Here is a 14611-nt window from a genome sequence, read left to right on the forward strand (position 1 = left end):
CGGTAGTTGATCGGTTACGAGGGGGATGGGGCGCGCATGACGCGAAACGACTTCATCCCCGCCGTCCGCCGGCTCGCCCGCGAACAGGACCGGGTCGCCACCGTCGCCCAGCTCGCCGCGGTGGGCGTGCCGCAGAGCAGGCTGCGCGAGTGGTGCCGGCCCGGCGGCCGGTGGCAGCGGCCGCTGCCCCGGGTGGTCGTCCTCCAGACCGGTCCGCTCACCGCCGCCCAGCGGTCCAGAGCCGCACTGGCGTTCGCCGGGTACCCGCAGGTTCCGGCCATGATCACCGGTGTGGCGGGGCTCGCCCTGCACGGCGTCGGCGTGGCCGCGCCGCCCTGCGGGCTCCCGGTGGTGGATGTCCTCGTCCCGAGCGAGCGCCGCATCCGCACCCACACCTGGGTACGGGTCCACCACGGCCGCGGGCTCCCCCTGCCCGACAGCGTGGACGGTGTGCCCGTGGCGCCGGTGGTCCGGGCGGCGGCGGACGGCGTACGGGAGTCGATCGACCCCGAGTGGGCCCTGGAGGTGGTCCGCGAACTGGTCACCGGGCTCGGCGTGCCCGCCCCCGCGCTCGCCGCGGAACTGGGCGGCGCGGTGCTGGCGCGGCGCCCCGCCGTGGCGGCGCTGCTGGAGGCCATGGACCCCGGCGCGCCTGCCGCCCCCGCCGAGCCGATGGCCCGGGCCCTGGTGGCCCGGTCCGGGCTGCGGCAACCGCTGTGGCGTCCCGTGCTCCAGCTCGACGGCGCCTTCCTGGGCTCGCCCGACGCCTACTGGGTGCGCGACGGCCTCGTGCTGGACCTCGGCCCGGGGGCCGGGCGCGGCCGCCTGGAGTCGCTGGGACTGCGTGTGCTGCGGGTCGCGCCCGCCGCGCTCACCCGCAGCCCCGCCGAGGTTGTCGCCGCCCTGCGCACCGCCCTGGCGGAGGGACCGTACGGGCCGCTGGAACGGATCACGGCGCTGCCCGGGGCGAGGTGACGTACGGGTGCACGCGCGATGAAGTCGTCGTGAGGCGGCGGCGCGGGGCGCGGCGGCGAGCCTAGTTTCTGACAGTGCGGGGACCGGCGCGGCCAGGGGAGGGTGCCGTGAACGGCACATACGGAACGGTCAACGGATTCACCTACGGATGGGCGACCCCACTGGTGGGGTTCCTGATGGCCTGCTTAGGCGCCGCCCTCGGGCTGCGCTGCATCATCCGGGCCCTGGCCATGCAGCCTTCGCGGCGGGCCGGCTGGCTCGCGCTGGGTTCCGCGGCCATCGGCTCCGGCATCTGGACCATGCACTTCGTCGCCATGATGGGCTTCAGCGTCGGTCAGGTGCGGATCACCTATGACACGCCCGTCACCTTCGAGAGCCTGCTGGTCGCCGTCGTGGTCGTCGGGCTCGGGGTGTTCCTCGTCGGCTTCGCGGGCCGCACGCCGCTCGCCGTACTGGGCGGCGGATGCCTCACCGGGCTCGGCATCGCCGCCATGCACTACACGGGCATGCGGGCCCTGCGGCTGCGCGGTGACCTGGAGTACACGCAGTCCACGGTGGTGCTGTCAGTCGGCGTCGCCGTGCTGGCCGCCACCGTCGCCCTGTGGGTGGCGCTCTTCGTCCGGCGCGTGTTCGCCGGTGCCCTCGCCGCCCTCGTCCTGGGCCTCGCCGTCACCGTGATGCATTACACCGGCATGGCCGCGCTGACGGTCCACCTGCACAGCGACGCCCGGCAGGGGGCGAGCGGGGCGGGGCCCGTGGCGTTCCTGGCCCCGGTGCTGATCGGCCCGGTCGTCTTCCTCTTCCTCGCCGGGGTCGTCGTGGCGCTCGACCCGCCCGACGGCGACGTCGTCCCCGAGCCCGCCCCCGCGCGCGGCCGGCGCTCCTCGCGTGCGGCACGCCCCTCTTCCGCCGTCCGCTCCTTGTCCGCGGCTCGTCCCTCACGGGTCCGCGAGCGCCCGCGCGAACGCCAGTGACGGCTGGTCGACCCCGCTGCACCGGGTCGGAGCCGTCTCCATGGTGCCGTCCTCGCAGGGCCGGTCCCGGTCGGCCGACCACATGGACAGGCCGCCCAGCCCCTTGTCGCGGGCGAACGCCGCCAGACGTGCCGCGTCCCGCAAGGTGAAGACCTCGCCCTCGATGTCGTTCACCCCGATCATCGGCGTCACGGTGAGGGTCCGCCAGGCCGCCGCTTCCTGGCGGCCCAGCAGCGTCTTGAGCTGCCGTTGCGCCGCGGTGGCCGACTGGATCGCGTACCGGCCCATGTCGCCCGTGTACGCCTCCCCGTAGTCCATCGCCATGATGTTGACGCCGTCGACCCGCACACCCTGGCGCCGTGCGTCCGCGAGCAGCGCCGAGGCCTCGGCGGTCAGCCCGGACGGCATCACGGGCAGCGTGAAGGAGACCGACAGGGTCCGTCCCTCGCGCCGCGCCTGCGCCTGGAGGCGGGCGACGGCGCGCGCCCGCCGGGTGTTGGCGGCGGTGTCCGCGAGGTCGTCCCCCTCGACGTCGAAGTCGACCCCGGTCAGCCGGTAACGGGCGATCACCTCGGCGTAGACGGCGCCGAGTCGGGTCACGTCGTCGCAGGCCCCGGCGAGTTCCGTGCCGTCGGCGCCGCCGAACGAGACGCGCACGTCGCGGCCGGTGGCGCGCAGGGCGGCGATCCGGTTCGCCAGGTCGTCGTGGGTGATGCCGTCGCGCCCGTCCCAGGTCGCGGCGCAGCCCTCGCCGGCGGTGACGAAGCCGAGGGTGAAGCCGTCGGCCCCGGTCCTGCGGGCCGCGCCCGCCAGGTCGTACGCGGTGGAGCGCGAGGCGTCCACGTACGGGGTGAAGGCCACCTCGGCCACCGGCTCCCGCCCCTGGTGCGCGCGGGGAGCCGGTACGCCGGCGGGCTCCCGGCCGGTGAGGAGGGAGGCGGTCGTGGCGGCGACGGCGACCGCCACGAGTCCGGTGATCAGCTGTGCCGTGCGGCTCTTCATGACGGAGAGACTATCCGCCCCGGGAATTCAGGACCTCGCATTCCCGGAATTGGAGAAAAGGCCCGCGGCTCATTCGTGGGATTAATTCGGAAGTGAATCACAGGAATTCCTGGAGGGAATTTACTGCTAGCATTCCGGCCATGCATTCCCTCTCCCGGCGGGCGTGTCCCCGTGGGCGGTCCACGGAGGAAGGGCCCGTGTTCGTCGACGCGTCGGGCCGCCGGGCGCGCATCATCCGGCGCGCCGGAACGGCCGTCGGGGCCGCCTGCGCGGGATATGCCGTGCTGCTCGGCGTGGCTTTGGCGGGAGGCACTCCTTTCGCGCCCGAGACCCTGATTCCCGGCGCGGAGGTTCCCGGGGGCGCTTCGGTGCAGGCCGAGGCGGATGGAAGAGACGAGGCCGTACGGGAACGCGCCCCGCGCGCCCCGGACGCCCCCCACGCCCCCGCGCCCGTGGCCCGCGCCGCGGCCGCGCCCACGGTGTTCGCGGCGGCCGGAGTCACCCCCTCCGCCACCAGGGGTCGCCCCACGGCATCGTCGACCCCCTCAGCCGCTCCCGGCAGGACCGGCGCCATTGCGACGCCGAGCGCATCCCCGCGCCCCACGCTGCCGCGCACCCCCACGGCCGGCGCCTCCCCGTCCGCCTCCGTCCCCGCGCCGCCCGGGCCGGACACCCCCGCCTTCCCCCCGGGCGACGCGGGCGGCGACCCGGTGCCCGGTGACGGCTGGGACGACTGAGCGGGCATGGCGCGGACGGCCCGGCACGCGGCACCCGGTGCGATCAACAAGGTGGCGTCCGCCGGCCGGCAGGCCGTGCCCCGGCCCCGCCTCGTCATGGCGGTGCTGGGCCTGTGCGCGCTGGTGTGCGTGATGCTGCTGGACGGCTACCTGCACTCGGAGATCGGCAACGACCACCGCGTCCACGAGTCCGGGAGCGCGGACCGGGTGCCCGCCTCCGTCCTCGAGGGCGGCCCCGTCCTGACCTTCGGCGCCGACGGCGAGCCCGTCAGCCACACCCTGCCGCCCAAGACGGTCGCGCTCACCTTCGACGACGGCCCGGACCCCCGGTGGACCCCGAAGGTGCTCGCCGTGCTGCGCGAACACCGCGTCCCCGGCACCTTCTTCGTCGTGGGCCAGATGGCCGCCCGGTACCCGGGGCTCATCCGCGACATCGTCGACTCCGGCGGCGAGATCGGCGTCCACACCTTCTCCCACGTCGACCTGGCGTACCAGAGCAGGGCCAGGATCGACCGCGAACTCGCCCAGACGCAGCTGGCCCTCGCCGGCGCCGCGGGCATCACGACCTCGCTCTTCCGCGCCCCGTACTCCTCCGAGCCCGACGCCGTCGACGACACCACCTGGCCCGTCTACCGCTACCTCGGCACCAAGGGGTACATCAGCGCCTTCGTCGACACCGACAGCGAGGACTGGCGGCGCCCTGGCGTCGCCCGCATCGTCCGCGACGCCACCCCGCGGAACGGCAAGGGCGCCTCCGTGCTCTTCCACGACGCCGGGGGCGACCGCTCCCGGACCGTCGAGGCGCTCGGCACGTACATCGACACCATGAAGGCGCAGGGCTACACCTTCACCACGCTGACCGCGAGCCTGGGGGCCACGACCGCCAACCACCCCTCCGGCGGCGCCGAGCTGTGGCAGGGCCGCGCCCTCATCGGCGTCGTGGCCCTGGCCGAGTTCACGATGCCCGTCCTGTTCTGGCTGCTCGTCGTCGTCGGCGCCGCCGTCCTGGCCCGCTTTGCCCTCATGCTGGTCCTCGCCCGCCGGCACGCCAGGATCCGCGGCCGCCGCCGCTTCAGATGGGGGCCGCCGGTCACGGAACCGGTCAGCGTCATCGTGCCCGCGTACAACGAGAAGGAGTGCATCGCCAACACCGTCGGCTCGCTCGCGGCGAGCACCCACCCGGTGGAGATCATCGTCGTGGACGACGGCTCGACCGACGGTACCGCGGGCATCGTCGAGGCCATGGGTCTGCCCCAGGTGCGCGTCGTGCGCCAGGAGAACGCGGGCAAGCCCGCGGCGCTCAACCGCGGCCTGGAGCACGCCCGCCACGGCCTCGTCGTGATGATGGACGGCGACACCGTCTTCGAGCCCGGCACCGTGCACCGGCTCGTCCAGCCCTTCGCCGACCCCCGGGTCGGCGCCGTCGCCGGCAACGCCAAGGTCGGCAACCGCGCCACGGTGATCGGCGCCTGGCAGCACATCGAGTACGTGATGGGCTTCAACCTCGACCGCCGCATGTACGACCTGCTCGGCTGCATGCCCACCGTGCCGGGCGCCGCCGGAGGCTTCCGCCGCTCCGCGCTGCTCGAGGCAGGCGGCATGAGCGGCGACACCCTCGCCGAGGACACCGACGTCACCATCGCGCTGCTCCGCGCCGGCTGGCGGGTGGTGTACGCCGAGCACGCCCGTGCCTGGACCGAGGCCCCGGGCACGATCGGCCAGCTGTGGCGGCAGCGCTACCGCTGGAGCTACGGCACCATGCAGGCGCTGTGGAAGCACCGGCGGTCCCTGGTGGACCGGGGGCCCTCGGGACGCTTCGGGCGCGTCGGCATGCCGCTGGTCGTGCTCTTCCCCTGTTCGCGCCGCTCATCGACCTCCTGACCGTCTACGGCGCCGTCTTCGTCGACCCGGCCAGGTCGCTCCTCGCCTGGGCCGGGCTGATGTCCGTCCAGGTGCTCTGCGCCGCGTACGCCTTCCGCCTCGACCGCGAGCGCTACCGCCACCTGCTGATGCTGCCGCTGCAGCAGATCGTCTACCGGCAGCTGATGTACCTCGTGCTGATCCACTCCTGCGTCACAGCCATGACCGGGGGCCGGCTGCGCTGGCAGAAGCTCGAGCGCACCGGCGAGGTCGGCTCCCCGCAGGCGCCCGCGGGAGCCGCCCGGTGACCGCATCCGGGGCCTCCCTCCCCCGCCCCTGCCCCGATCAGGGCAGGTCGGAGCCGGTTGTCGGTGGAGGGTCGTACCGTTGACCCATGCGGCCCGTATCAGACATCGAACGCAGTGTGGCGCCCTTCGAGGTCGTCAGCCCCTACCAGCCCAGCGGCGACCAGCCGACCGCCATCGCCGACCTCGAGCGCCGCGTCCGCGCGGGCGAGAACGACGTCGTCCTGCTCGGCGCCACGGGTACCGGCAAGTCGGCGACCACCGCCTGGATGATCGAACGGCTGCAGCGCCCGACCCTGGTCATGGCGCCCAACAAGACCCTGGCCGCCCAGCTCGCGAACGAGTTCCGCGAGCTGCTGCCGAACAACGCGGTCGAGTACTTCGTGTCGTACTACGACTACTACCAGCCCGAGGCGTACGTCCCGCAGACGGACACCTACATCGAGAAGGACTCCTCGATCAACGAGGAGGTCGAGCGGCTGCGCCACTCCACCACCAACTCGCTGCTCACCCGCCGCGACGTGGTCGTCGTCGCCTCGGTGTCCTGCATCTACGGCCTCGGCACGCCCCAGGAGTACGTCGACCGCATGGTCCGGCTCCGGGTCGGCGACGAGATCGACCGGGACGCCCTGCTCCGCAAGTTCGTCGACATCCAGTACGCGCGCAACGACGTGGCGTTCACCCGCGGCACCTTCCGGGTGCGCGGCGACACCATCGAGATCTTCCCGGTCTACGAGGAGCTCGCCGTCCGCATCGAGATGTTCGGCGACGAGATCGAGGCCCTGTACACGCTGCACCCGCTCACCGGCGAGATCGTCACCGACGACCAGCAGCTGTACGTCTTCCCCGCCACCCACTACGTGGCGGGCCCCGAGCGCATGGAGCGGGCCATCGCCGGCATCGAGAAGGAGCTCGGCGAGCAGCTCGCCGTCATGGAGAAGCAGGGCAAGCTGCTGGAGGCGCAGCGGCTGCGGATGCGCACCACGTACGACATCGAGATGATGCGGCAGATCGGCACCTGCTCCGGCATCGAGAACTACTCGCGGCACATCGACGGCCGCGAGGCGGGCTCCGCGCCCTCCACCCTGATCGACTACTTCCCGGAGGACTTCGTCCTCGTCATCGACGAGTCGCACGTCACGGTGCCCCAGATCGGCGCCATGTACGAAGGCGACGCCTCCCGCAAGCGGACCCTGGTCGACCACGGCTTCCGGCTGCCCTCCGCCCTCGACAACCGCCCGCTGAAGTGGGAGGAGTTCCTGGAGCGGGTCGGCCAGACGGTCTACCTGTCGGCCACCCCGGGCAAGTACGAGCTCTCCCGCGGCGACGGCGTCGTCGAGCAGATCATCCGCCCGACCGGCCTGGTCGACCCCGAGGTGATCGTCAAGCCCACCAAGGGGCAGATCGACGACCTCGTCCACGAGATCCGGGTGCGCGCCGAGCGCGACGAGCGGGTCCTGGTCACCACGCTCACCAAGAAGATGTCCGAGGACCTCACCGACTACATGCTGGAGCTCGGCATCCAGGTGCGGTACCTGCACAGCGACATCGACACCCTGCGCCGGGTGGAGCTGCTGCGCGAGCTGCGGGCCGGCGAGTTCGACGTGCTGGTCGGCATCAACCTGCTCCGCGAGGGCCTGGACCTGCCCGAGGTGTCGCTGGTCGCCATCCTCGACGCCGACAAGGAGGGCTTCCTGCGCTCCGGCACCTCCCTGATCCAGACCATCGGCCGCGCGGCGCGCAACGTCTCCGGCGAGGTCCACATGTACGCCGACAAGATCACCCCGGCGATGGAGAAGGCCATCGACGAGACCAACCGGCGCCGGGCCAAGCAGATCGCCTACAACGAGGAGCGGGGCATCGACCCGCAGCCGCTGCGGAAGAAGATCGCCGGCATCCTGGACTCCTTCGCCCGCGAGGACGCCGACACCGAGGAGCTGCTGGGCACGGGCCGGCAGCGCTCGCGCGGCAAGGCGCCCGTGCCGGGGCTGTCCGCCAAGGCCGGGGAGAAGCGCGCCGCCAAGAGCCTGCCCGCGGCCGAACTGGCCGACCTCATCGGCGAGCTGACCGACCAGATGCACACGGCCGCCGCGGACCTGCAGTTCGAGGTGGCGGCCCGGCTGCGCGACGAGGTGGGCGAACTCAAGAAGGAACTGCGGCAGATGCGGGAGGCCGGGGTGGCCTGACCGCACCCGCTGTCGAATCTCTTGCCGAACCACGGTGCCCTACCCGTGCGTCTCCCCATAGGGTGCGGAGCAACCGCACGACGGCAAAACGGTTGAGAGGGGACAGCGCGTGACGGTCAACATGACCAAGGGTCAGAAGATCAGCCTGCAGAAGTCGGACGGGGGGACCCTCACGGCGGTCCGGATGGGGCTCGGCTGGCAGGCCGCCCCGCGTCGCGGTCTCTTCGGTTCCCGCACCCGGGAGATCGACCTCGACGCCTCCGCGGTCCTCTTCGCCGACAAGCAGCCCGTGGACGTGGTGTTCTTCCGGCACCTCGTCAGCGACGACGGCTCGGTCCGGCACACCGGAGACAACCTGGTCGGCGGTGCCGGGCAGGGCGGCGACGACGAGTCGATCCTGGTCGACCTGCAGCGGGTGCCGGTGCACATCGACCAGATCATCTTCACCGTCAACTCCTTCACGGGCCAGACCTTCCAGGAGGTGCAGAACGCCTTCTGCCGCCTGGTCGACGAGACCAACGGGCAGGAGCTGGCCCGCTACACCCTCACCGGGGGCGGCGGCTACACCGCCCAGATCATGGCGAAGGTGCAGCGCAGCGGTGACGGCTGGTCGATGACCGCGATCGGCTCCGCGGCCAACGGCCGTACCTTCCAGGACCTCATGCCGGCGATCCTGCCGGCGCTCTGACCGGGCACAGGGGGGGCGCGGGCATGACCATCGAGCTGGTCCACGGGCAGAACCATCCGCTTCCCGGCACCTCCCTGGAGGTCCGGGTGTCGGCCGGTACCCCGGTGGTGGCCGGCGTCTCGCTGGGCGACGGGCAGGGGCGCGTCAGCGGCCCCGGTTCCGTCGCCCACCCCGGGGTGTCGCGGCTGCCCGGCATCGAGGTGCCCGTGCGCCTCGCCGCCGAGCAGCGCCTCACCGCCGACCTGGCGGCCGTCCCGGCGGACGTGGACCGCGTCCACGTCCTGCTGGCGCTGCCGCCGGTCGCGGGGGCGCCGACCCGCTTCGGGGCCTGCCCCGCACCCCACCTGACCGTGGCCGGGCCCGACGGGGCACCGGTCGTGAGCTTCACCGTGACCGGGCTGAGCACCGAGGCGGCGATCGTCGCCCTGGAGCTCTACCGCCGCCAGGGCGCCTGGAAGGTGCGGGCGCTGGGCCAGGGCTACCCGGGCGGGCTCGCCGAGCTGCTGCGCGACCAGGGGCTGGCCCGTCCCGACGCGGACGCCGTGGCCGCCCGCGTGGCGGACGCCGTACGTCCCGCGCCCCCGGCGCCCACCACGCCGCCCCCGGCGGCCCCCGCACCGCCACCCACCCCGCCTCCCGCGCCCCCGGCGGGGGCCCCTGCCGACTCCGTCCCGCACACGGTGGCCGCCGCGTCCTCACCCGTCGCCGGCGACGCCGCGGGCTGGAGCATGGAGGAACGGCTCTACAACCAGGTCTGGGGCGTGTTCGAGGACCTCGCCCGCACCATCGCGGCCTACCGCAGCGCCGTCGAGTTCGCCGAGTCCCGGCTCGACCAGGAACTCGACACGGTCCTCGCCGACCCGCGCCTGCGCGTCGGCCCCGCCGCCGAGGCCGCCCGCGACCAGGCCAGGGCGCGCCAGGCCGAGCTGGTGGACCGGGCCCGTACCGTGCTCGACCGCGACCTCGCCCAGCTGATCGCCGAGGCCGAGGTGGTCGAGCCCGCCCTGCCGCCGCCCTACGCGGGCTGGGAGAGCCCGGTCTGGCACGGCTACCGCGTCCCCACCGAGCCGCCCATGGCGGTCCGGCTCGGCGACCTCCACCTGCCGGAGCGCCCGGAGCTGCGCGTCCCCCTGCTGGTACGGCTGCCGCTGGAGCGCGGGCTGTGGGTGGACAGCGCCCAGGACCGCCGCCGTGCCGTGGACGTGGCCGTGGCGCTCGCCGCCCGTCTGCTGGCCGCCCACCCGGCGGGGGAGTGCGCCGTCCACGTCGTCGACCCGGCGGGTTCCGCCGCGACCGCGCTGGCCCCGTTCACGGACTCCGGCGCGCTGCGCGAGCCGCCCGCCACGGGTGCCGCGGGGGTGGCGGCGCTGCTGGCCCGGCTCACCCAGCGGGTCGACCTGGTGCAGATGGCACTGCGCGCCGACGTGCCCTTCGACGTGCCCCCGGGCGTCGACCCGGCCCGCCAGGTGCTGGTCGTCAACGACTTCCCGTACGGCTTCGACGACCGGACGATCCACCAGCTGCGCTACCTCGCCGACGAGGGCCCGCAGGTCGGCGTCCACCTGGTGCTGGTCGCCGACCGGGAGGACGCCCGCGAGTACGGCCCGCTCCTCGACCCGCTGTGGCGCTCGATGATGCGGCTGACCCCGCAGCCGGACGACCACCTCGCCGACCCCTGGGTCGGCCACGCCTGGACGTACGAACCGCTGCTCGCCCCGGCCGGCAGCGCGGTGCTCTTCCAGGTGCTGCGGCAGGTGGCCGCCGCGCGCCGGACCTACGACCCGGGCCGCCACTGACCCCGCCGACCGGCCCTGCGGGGCAGCGGTCCGCCGTCCTGATTGACCATCACTTTACTCTCTTTACCTTTCCTTGGGATTTCATGTACTCTTCTTTACGCGGAGGGGAGTACTCCCTGCAGTGCGGTGCACCCGTCATCACGGGCCGGAACGGCCCCGGGTCACCGGCCCCGGCCCACGGGCCCGGGTGGAAGAGACCTCCGGCAGCGACAACGCTGACAATTGCCAGCCCATCTGCCGGAGGCATCGCGTGGATGTATCCCTGACCCTCTGGGTGCTGACCATCGCCGGTCTGTGCGCCCTGATCGCCGCCGACTTCTTCATCGGGCGCAAGCCCCATGACGTGTCGGTCAAGGAAGCCGGCGCCTGGACCATCGTCTGGATCGTCCTGGCCGCCATCTTCGGGCTCGGACTGCTGTTCTTCGCCGGCGGGCAGCCCGCGGGCGAGTTCTTCGCCGGCTACATCACCGAGAAGTCGCTCAGTGTCGACAACCTCTTCGTCTTCGTCCTGATCATGGCGAAGTTCGCGGTGCCGTCCCAGTACCAGCAGCGCGTGCTGCTTTTCGGCGTGCTCATCGCGCTCGTCCTGCGAGCGGCCTTCATCGCCGCCGGCGCCGCCATCATCGCCAGCTTCTCCTGGGTTTTCTTCATCTTCGGCGCCTTCCTCATCTGGACCGCGTGGAAGCTGGTCCAGGAGGCCCGGGCCGAGGAGCACGACGAGGAGTTCGAGGAGAACCGGCTGCTCAAGGCCGCCGAACGCCGCTTCGGCGTCGCCGACCGCTACCACGGCACCAAGCTCTTCATCCAGCAGAACGGCAAGCGGATCATGACCCCGATGCTGGTGGTCATGCTGGCGATCGGCACCACCGACGTCCTGTTCGCGCTGGACTCCATCCCGGCGATCTTCGGCCTGACCCAGGACCCGTACATCGTCTTCACCGCCAACGCCTTCGCGCTGATGGGCCTGCGGCAGCTGTACTTCCTCATCGGCGGTCTGCTGAAGAAGCTGGTCCACCTCTCCTACGGGCTGTCGATCATCCTCGGCTTCATCGGCGTGAAGCTCGTGCTCCACGCCCTGCACGAGGCGGGGGTCCACGTCCCCGAGATCAGCATCCCGTTCTCCCTCGGCTTCATCGTCGTGGTCCTCGCCGTCACCACGGTCACCAGCCTCATGGCGTCGAAGAAGCAGGCGGCCGAGGAGAAGCGCGACGAGGAGCACGTGGACGTCTGACCCGGGGCCCCTCAGCCCGGACGGGGTGCGCGGCGGTCCGCCGCGCGCCCCGTCGTCACGTCCGGCGCGGCGGCGCCCCGGGTCTCCGGCAGTGCCGCGAAGCACCCCAGGCTGAGCAGTGCCACCGCCGCGACGTACGCCGCCACGGGCCACGGCGTGCCGGAGCCCGCCGCCAGCCGGGTCGCCACGATGGGTGTCAGGGCGCCGCCCAGGACGCCGCCGAGGTTGTAGCCGAGGGCGGCGCCGGTGCAGCGCACGCGGGGCGGGTACAGCTCCGGCAGATAGGCGCTCACCACGGCGAAGACCGAGATGAAGGCCAGCAGCTCCGCGGCGGACCCCACGGCGATCGCCACCGGCGAGGCGCTCGCGAGCAGGGCGGCGTAAGGGAAGACCACCACGCCCATCGCCGCCGTACCCGCCAGCGTTATCCGCCGGCGCCCGAAGCGGTCGCCCAGCAGACCCACCAGCGGCGTCAGCGCCCCCTTGAGCAGGACGGCCACCAGGACGCAGCCCAGCACGACCGTACGGTCCATGCCGAGGTGCTCCGTGGTGTACGCCAGCGACCAGGTCGTCACCGTGTAGAAGACGGCGTAGCCGCACGCCATGGCGCCCGTCGTGAGCAGCACCAGGCGCCCGTGCCCGCGCAGCAGCTCCGAGACGGGCACCCGCGACAGCTCCCCGCGCCGCGCGGCCGCGGCGAACGCGGGGGTCTCCGGCAGCGCGGCGCGCAGGGCCAGCCCCGCCAGCGCGAGCACGCCCGCCACCCAGAACGGCACCCGCCAGCCCCAGGAACGGAAGGCGTCGTCGCTCAGTCCCGCGGAGAGCGCGAGGACGATCCCGTTCGCCAGCAGGAAGCCCACGGCGGGACCGGTCTGCGGCAGGCTCGCCCACAGTCCGCGCCGCCGCTGCGGCGCGTGCTCCGCGACGAGCAGCACCGCCCCGCCCCACTCGCCGCCGAGCCCCAGCCCCTGCAGGAAGCGCAGGGCCACCAGCAGCACGGGCGCGGCCGGGCCGATCGCGGCGTACCCAGGGACGCAGCCGACGGCGGTGGTCGCCAGCCCGGTCAGCAGCAAGGAGCCGACCAGCACCGGGCGGCGCCCGACGCGGTCGCCGATGTGGCCGAAGAGGACCGAGCCGAGCGGCCGGGCGACGAAGCCCACCGCGAAGGTGCCGAACGCGGCAAGGGTGCCGGCGAGCGCCGAGGCGTCGGGGAAGAACAGCGGTCCGAGGACGAGGGCGGCCGCGGTGCCGTAGGCGAAGAAGTCGTAGAACTCGATCGCGGTCCCGGCCGCCGACGCGGCGGCGATCCGGGCCATGGAGGGTGAGGTGCGCACATGGGTCCAACGACCCCGGTGCGCGGGGGTGGCGGCGCCCCGCGGGGGCGCCGCCACCGGGGCCGTCACCAGCCCCGTTCGCGCCATTCGTCGAGGTGGGGGCGCTCGTCGCCGAGCGTGGTGTCCTTGCCGTGACCGGGGTAGACCCAGGTCTCGTCCGGGAGGCGGTCGAAGAGCTTGGCCTTGACCCCCTCGTAGAGGCTCGTGAAGTGGTCCGGGTTGTTGTGCGTGTTGCCGACGCCGCCCGGGAAGAGGCAGTCACCGGTGAAGATGTGCGGGTGCCCGTGGGGGTCGTCGTAGATCAGGACGATGCTGCCGGGCGTGTGGCCGACCAGGTGCCGGGCGGTGAGCTCGACCCGGCCTACCTGGATCCGGTCGCCGTCCTCGACCGGCACGTCGGTGGGGACGGGGATCCCCTCGGCGTCGTGGCGGCCCGCGTAGGTGCGGGCGCCGGTCGCGTCGACCACGGCCCGCAGCGCCTGCCAGTGGTCGGCGTGGCGGTGGGTGGTGACGACGGACGCGAGACCGTCGTTGCCGGCGACCTCCAGGAGCGTGTGCGCGTCGTTCGCCGCGTCGACGAGCAGCTGCTCGTCGGTGGCGCGGCAGCGCAGCACGTACGCGTTGTTCTCCATGGGGCCGACCGCGACCTTGGTGATGATGAGGTCCTTGAGTTCGTGCACGTCGGGCGCGCCCCCGACCGTGACCTCGCCGCTGTACGTCATGGCGTCAGCCTAGTGGCGGCAGCACCGGCAGCGGCACGTCGGGCCGGGCGGACAGGCCGTCGCCGTCGGAGCGGCCGCTGACCCAGGCGAGCAGCGCGTGCCGGGGCCCGTCGACGGTGAGTTCGGGCTCGGTGGCGGCGCCGATCACCCACTTCTCGCCGCTCTCGGTGTCGTGGATGCGCACGGCGGCGACCCCCTCGTGGCCAGACAGGTCGTCCATGATGGCGCCGAGCTCCCGCGCCGCGAAGTCCTCGGGGAGGTGCGCGCACGTGTACTCCAGGCCGAGGTCGACGTGGTGGAAGTAGATCTCCAAGAGCCGCAGGTACGGGATCTCCGCCGCGGCGGTCACCCGGCCGGAGCGCATGACGACCTGCGCGGCCCAGTTCTGCGGCGGCAGCTCCTCGATGGCCAGGGCCAGCCGGTCGGCGGAGGTCCGCAGGTCGTCGAGGTGCTCGGCGAGGGTGCGGCCGGCGCCCGCCTCGATGTCCTTCTCCCGGCGCTCGCCGCTCTCGTACTGCGGGGTCTCCTCGCCGGTGCGGGCCCAGACGAGCAGGTTGACCAGGGAGTCCGCGTTGCGCGCGAGGTGGGCCAGCACATGGCCGCGGGTCCAGCCCGGCAGCCGCGACGGCTCGGCGACGCACGCGGGGGGCATGGCGGCCACGGTCTCGATCAGTCGTTCGGTGGCCTCTCGGAGTTCGGCCGCATCGTGGTCGGGGTCGGGTCGTTGGACAGACACGGGGCCTCCTGGTCGGACCTGATCGACTTCTCCACCGAGACGCTAGCGCGGGACACTCATTCGGG

The 14611-nt window shown here is 73.1% G+C and carries 11 protein-coding genes and 1 pseudogene; 8 read left to right on the plus strand and 4 right to left on the minus strand.

All coding sequences use genetic code 11. The annotated features are described in order from the left end of the window. Positions 1 to 36: 36 nt before the first annotated feature. Entirely contained in the window at positions 37 to 975 is a 939-nt protein-coding gene (locus ACFZAU_RS16785; protein WP_500459416.1) for a hypothetical protein, read from the plus strand. A gap of 176 nt (positions 976 to 1151) precedes the next feature. Next, positions 1152 to 1949 (plus strand): MHYT domain-containing protein, encoded by a 798-nt coding sequence (locus ACFZAU_RS16790; RefSeq protein ID WP_500552832.1) that lies wholly within the window; start codon positions 1152 to 1154, stop codon positions 1947 to 1949. Here the strand turns inward: ACFZAU_RS16790 and ACFZAU_RS16795 are convergent. Further along, on the minus strand, positions 1914 to 2951 hold the full coding sequence (locus ACFZAU_RS16795; RefSeq protein WP_500552759.1) for a chitinase: 1038 nt from the start codon (positions 2949 to 2951) through the stop codon (positions 1914 to 1916). The genes ACFZAU_RS16790 and ACFZAU_RS16795 overlap by 36 nt on opposite strands. 197 nt (positions 2952 to 3148) lie before the next feature. Here ACFZAU_RS16795 and ACFZAU_RS16800 point away from each other — a divergent pair, with 197 nt between their 5' ends. From ACFZAU_RS16800 to ACFZAU_RS16825, 6 genes and pseudogenes are all read left to right on the plus strand, one after another. Beyond that, positions 3149 to 3688, plus strand: coding sequence for a hypothetical protein (locus ACFZAU_RS16800; protein WP_500552760.1), 540 nt, complete (start codon positions 3149 to 3151; stop codon positions 3686 to 3688). 6 nt (positions 3689 to 3694) lie between these two features. Continuing rightward, positions 3695 to 5856, plus strand: a pseudogene (locus ACFZAU_RS16805) (bifunctional polysaccharide deacetylase/glycosyltransferase family 2 protein). Between the two features lie 86 nt (positions 5857 to 5942). Continuing rightward, positions 5943 to 8039, plus strand: coding sequence for an excinuclease ABC subunit UvrB (gene uvrB, locus ACFZAU_RS16810; protein ID WP_500552761.1), 2097 nt, complete (start codon positions 5943 to 5945; stop codon positions 8037 to 8039). A 109-nt stretch (positions 8040 to 8148) separates the two neighbouring features. Continuing rightward, entirely contained in the window at positions 8149 to 8727 is a 579-nt protein-coding gene (locus ACFZAU_RS16815) for a TerD family protein (RefSeq protein WP_500552762.1), read from the plus strand. A gap of 23 nt (positions 8728 to 8750) precedes the next feature. Next, positions 8751 to 10523 (plus strand): TerD family protein, encoded by a 1773-nt coding sequence (locus tag ACFZAU_RS16820; protein WP_500552763.1) that lies wholly within the window; start codon positions 8751 to 8753, stop codon positions 10521 to 10523. Between the two features lie 250 nt (positions 10524 to 10773). Then, positions 10774 to 11754, plus strand: coding sequence for a TerC family protein (locus tag ACFZAU_RS16825; RefSeq protein WP_500552764.1), 981 nt, complete (start codon positions 10774 to 10776; stop codon positions 11752 to 11754). Between the two features lie 11 nt (positions 11755 to 11765). Here ACFZAU_RS16825 and ACFZAU_RS16830 read toward each other — a convergent pair whose 3' ends face one another. From ACFZAU_RS16830 to ACFZAU_RS16840, 3 genes are all read right to left on the minus strand, one after another. Then, positions 11766 to 13070 (minus strand): MFS transporter, encoded by a 1305-nt coding sequence (locus ACFZAU_RS16830; RefSeq protein ID WP_500552833.1) that lies wholly within the window; start codon positions 13068 to 13070, stop codon positions 11766 to 11768. Positions 13071 to 13153: 83 nt separating this feature from the next. Continuing rightward, positions 13154 to 13810, minus strand: a complete 657-nt coding sequence (locus ACFZAU_RS16835) for an MBL fold metallo-hydrolase (protein WP_500552765.1) — start codon at positions 13808 to 13810, stop codon at positions 13154 to 13156. A 4-nt stretch (positions 13811 to 13814) separates the two neighbouring features. Beyond that, positions 13815 to 14546 (minus strand): maleylpyruvate isomerase family mycothiol-dependent enzyme, encoded by a 732-nt coding sequence (locus ACFZAU_RS16840; RefSeq protein WP_500552766.1) that lies wholly within the window; start codon positions 14544 to 14546, stop codon positions 13815 to 13817. Positions 14547 to 14611 lie beyond the last annotated feature (65 nt).

Origin of the sequence: Streptomyces sp. NPDC008238, assembly GCF_042956445.1 — a bacterium.
In the GTDB taxonomy this organism is placed as follows: Bacteria; Actinomycetota; Actinomycetes; order Streptomycetales; family Streptomycetaceae; genus Actinacidiphila.

What these genes read in the sequence shown, in the direction of transcription:
- ACFZAU_RS16785 (WP_500459416.1), top strand. Translation starts at nt 37, where the DNA reads ATGACGCGAAACGACTTCATCCCCGCCGTCCGCCGGCTCGCCCGCGAA.
- ACFZAU_RS16790 (WP_500552832.1), top strand. Translation starts at nt 1,152, where the DNA reads ATGGCCTGCTTAGGCGCCGCCCTCGGGCTGCGCTGCATCATCCGGGCC.
- ACFZAU_RS16795 (WP_500552759.1), bottom strand. Translation starts at nt 2,951, where the DNA reads ATGAAGAGCCGCACGGCACAGCTGATCACCGGACTCGTGGCGGTCGCC.
- uvrB (WP_500552761.1), top strand. Translation starts at nt 5,943, where the DNA reads ATGCGGCCCGTATCAGACATCGAACGCAGTGTGGCGCCCTTCGAGGTC.
- ACFZAU_RS16820 (WP_500552763.1), top strand. Translation starts at nt 8,751, where the DNA reads ATGACCATCGAGCTGGTCCACGGGCAGAACCATCCGCTTCCCGGCACC.
- ACFZAU_RS16830 (WP_500552833.1), bottom strand. Translation starts at nt 13,070, where the DNA reads ATGGCCCGGATCGCCGCCGCGTCGGCGGCCGGGACCGCGATCGAGTTC.
- ACFZAU_RS16835 (WP_500552765.1), bottom strand. Translation starts at nt 13,810, where the DNA reads ATGACGTACAGCGGCGAGGTCACGGTCGGGGGCGCGCCCGACGTGCAC.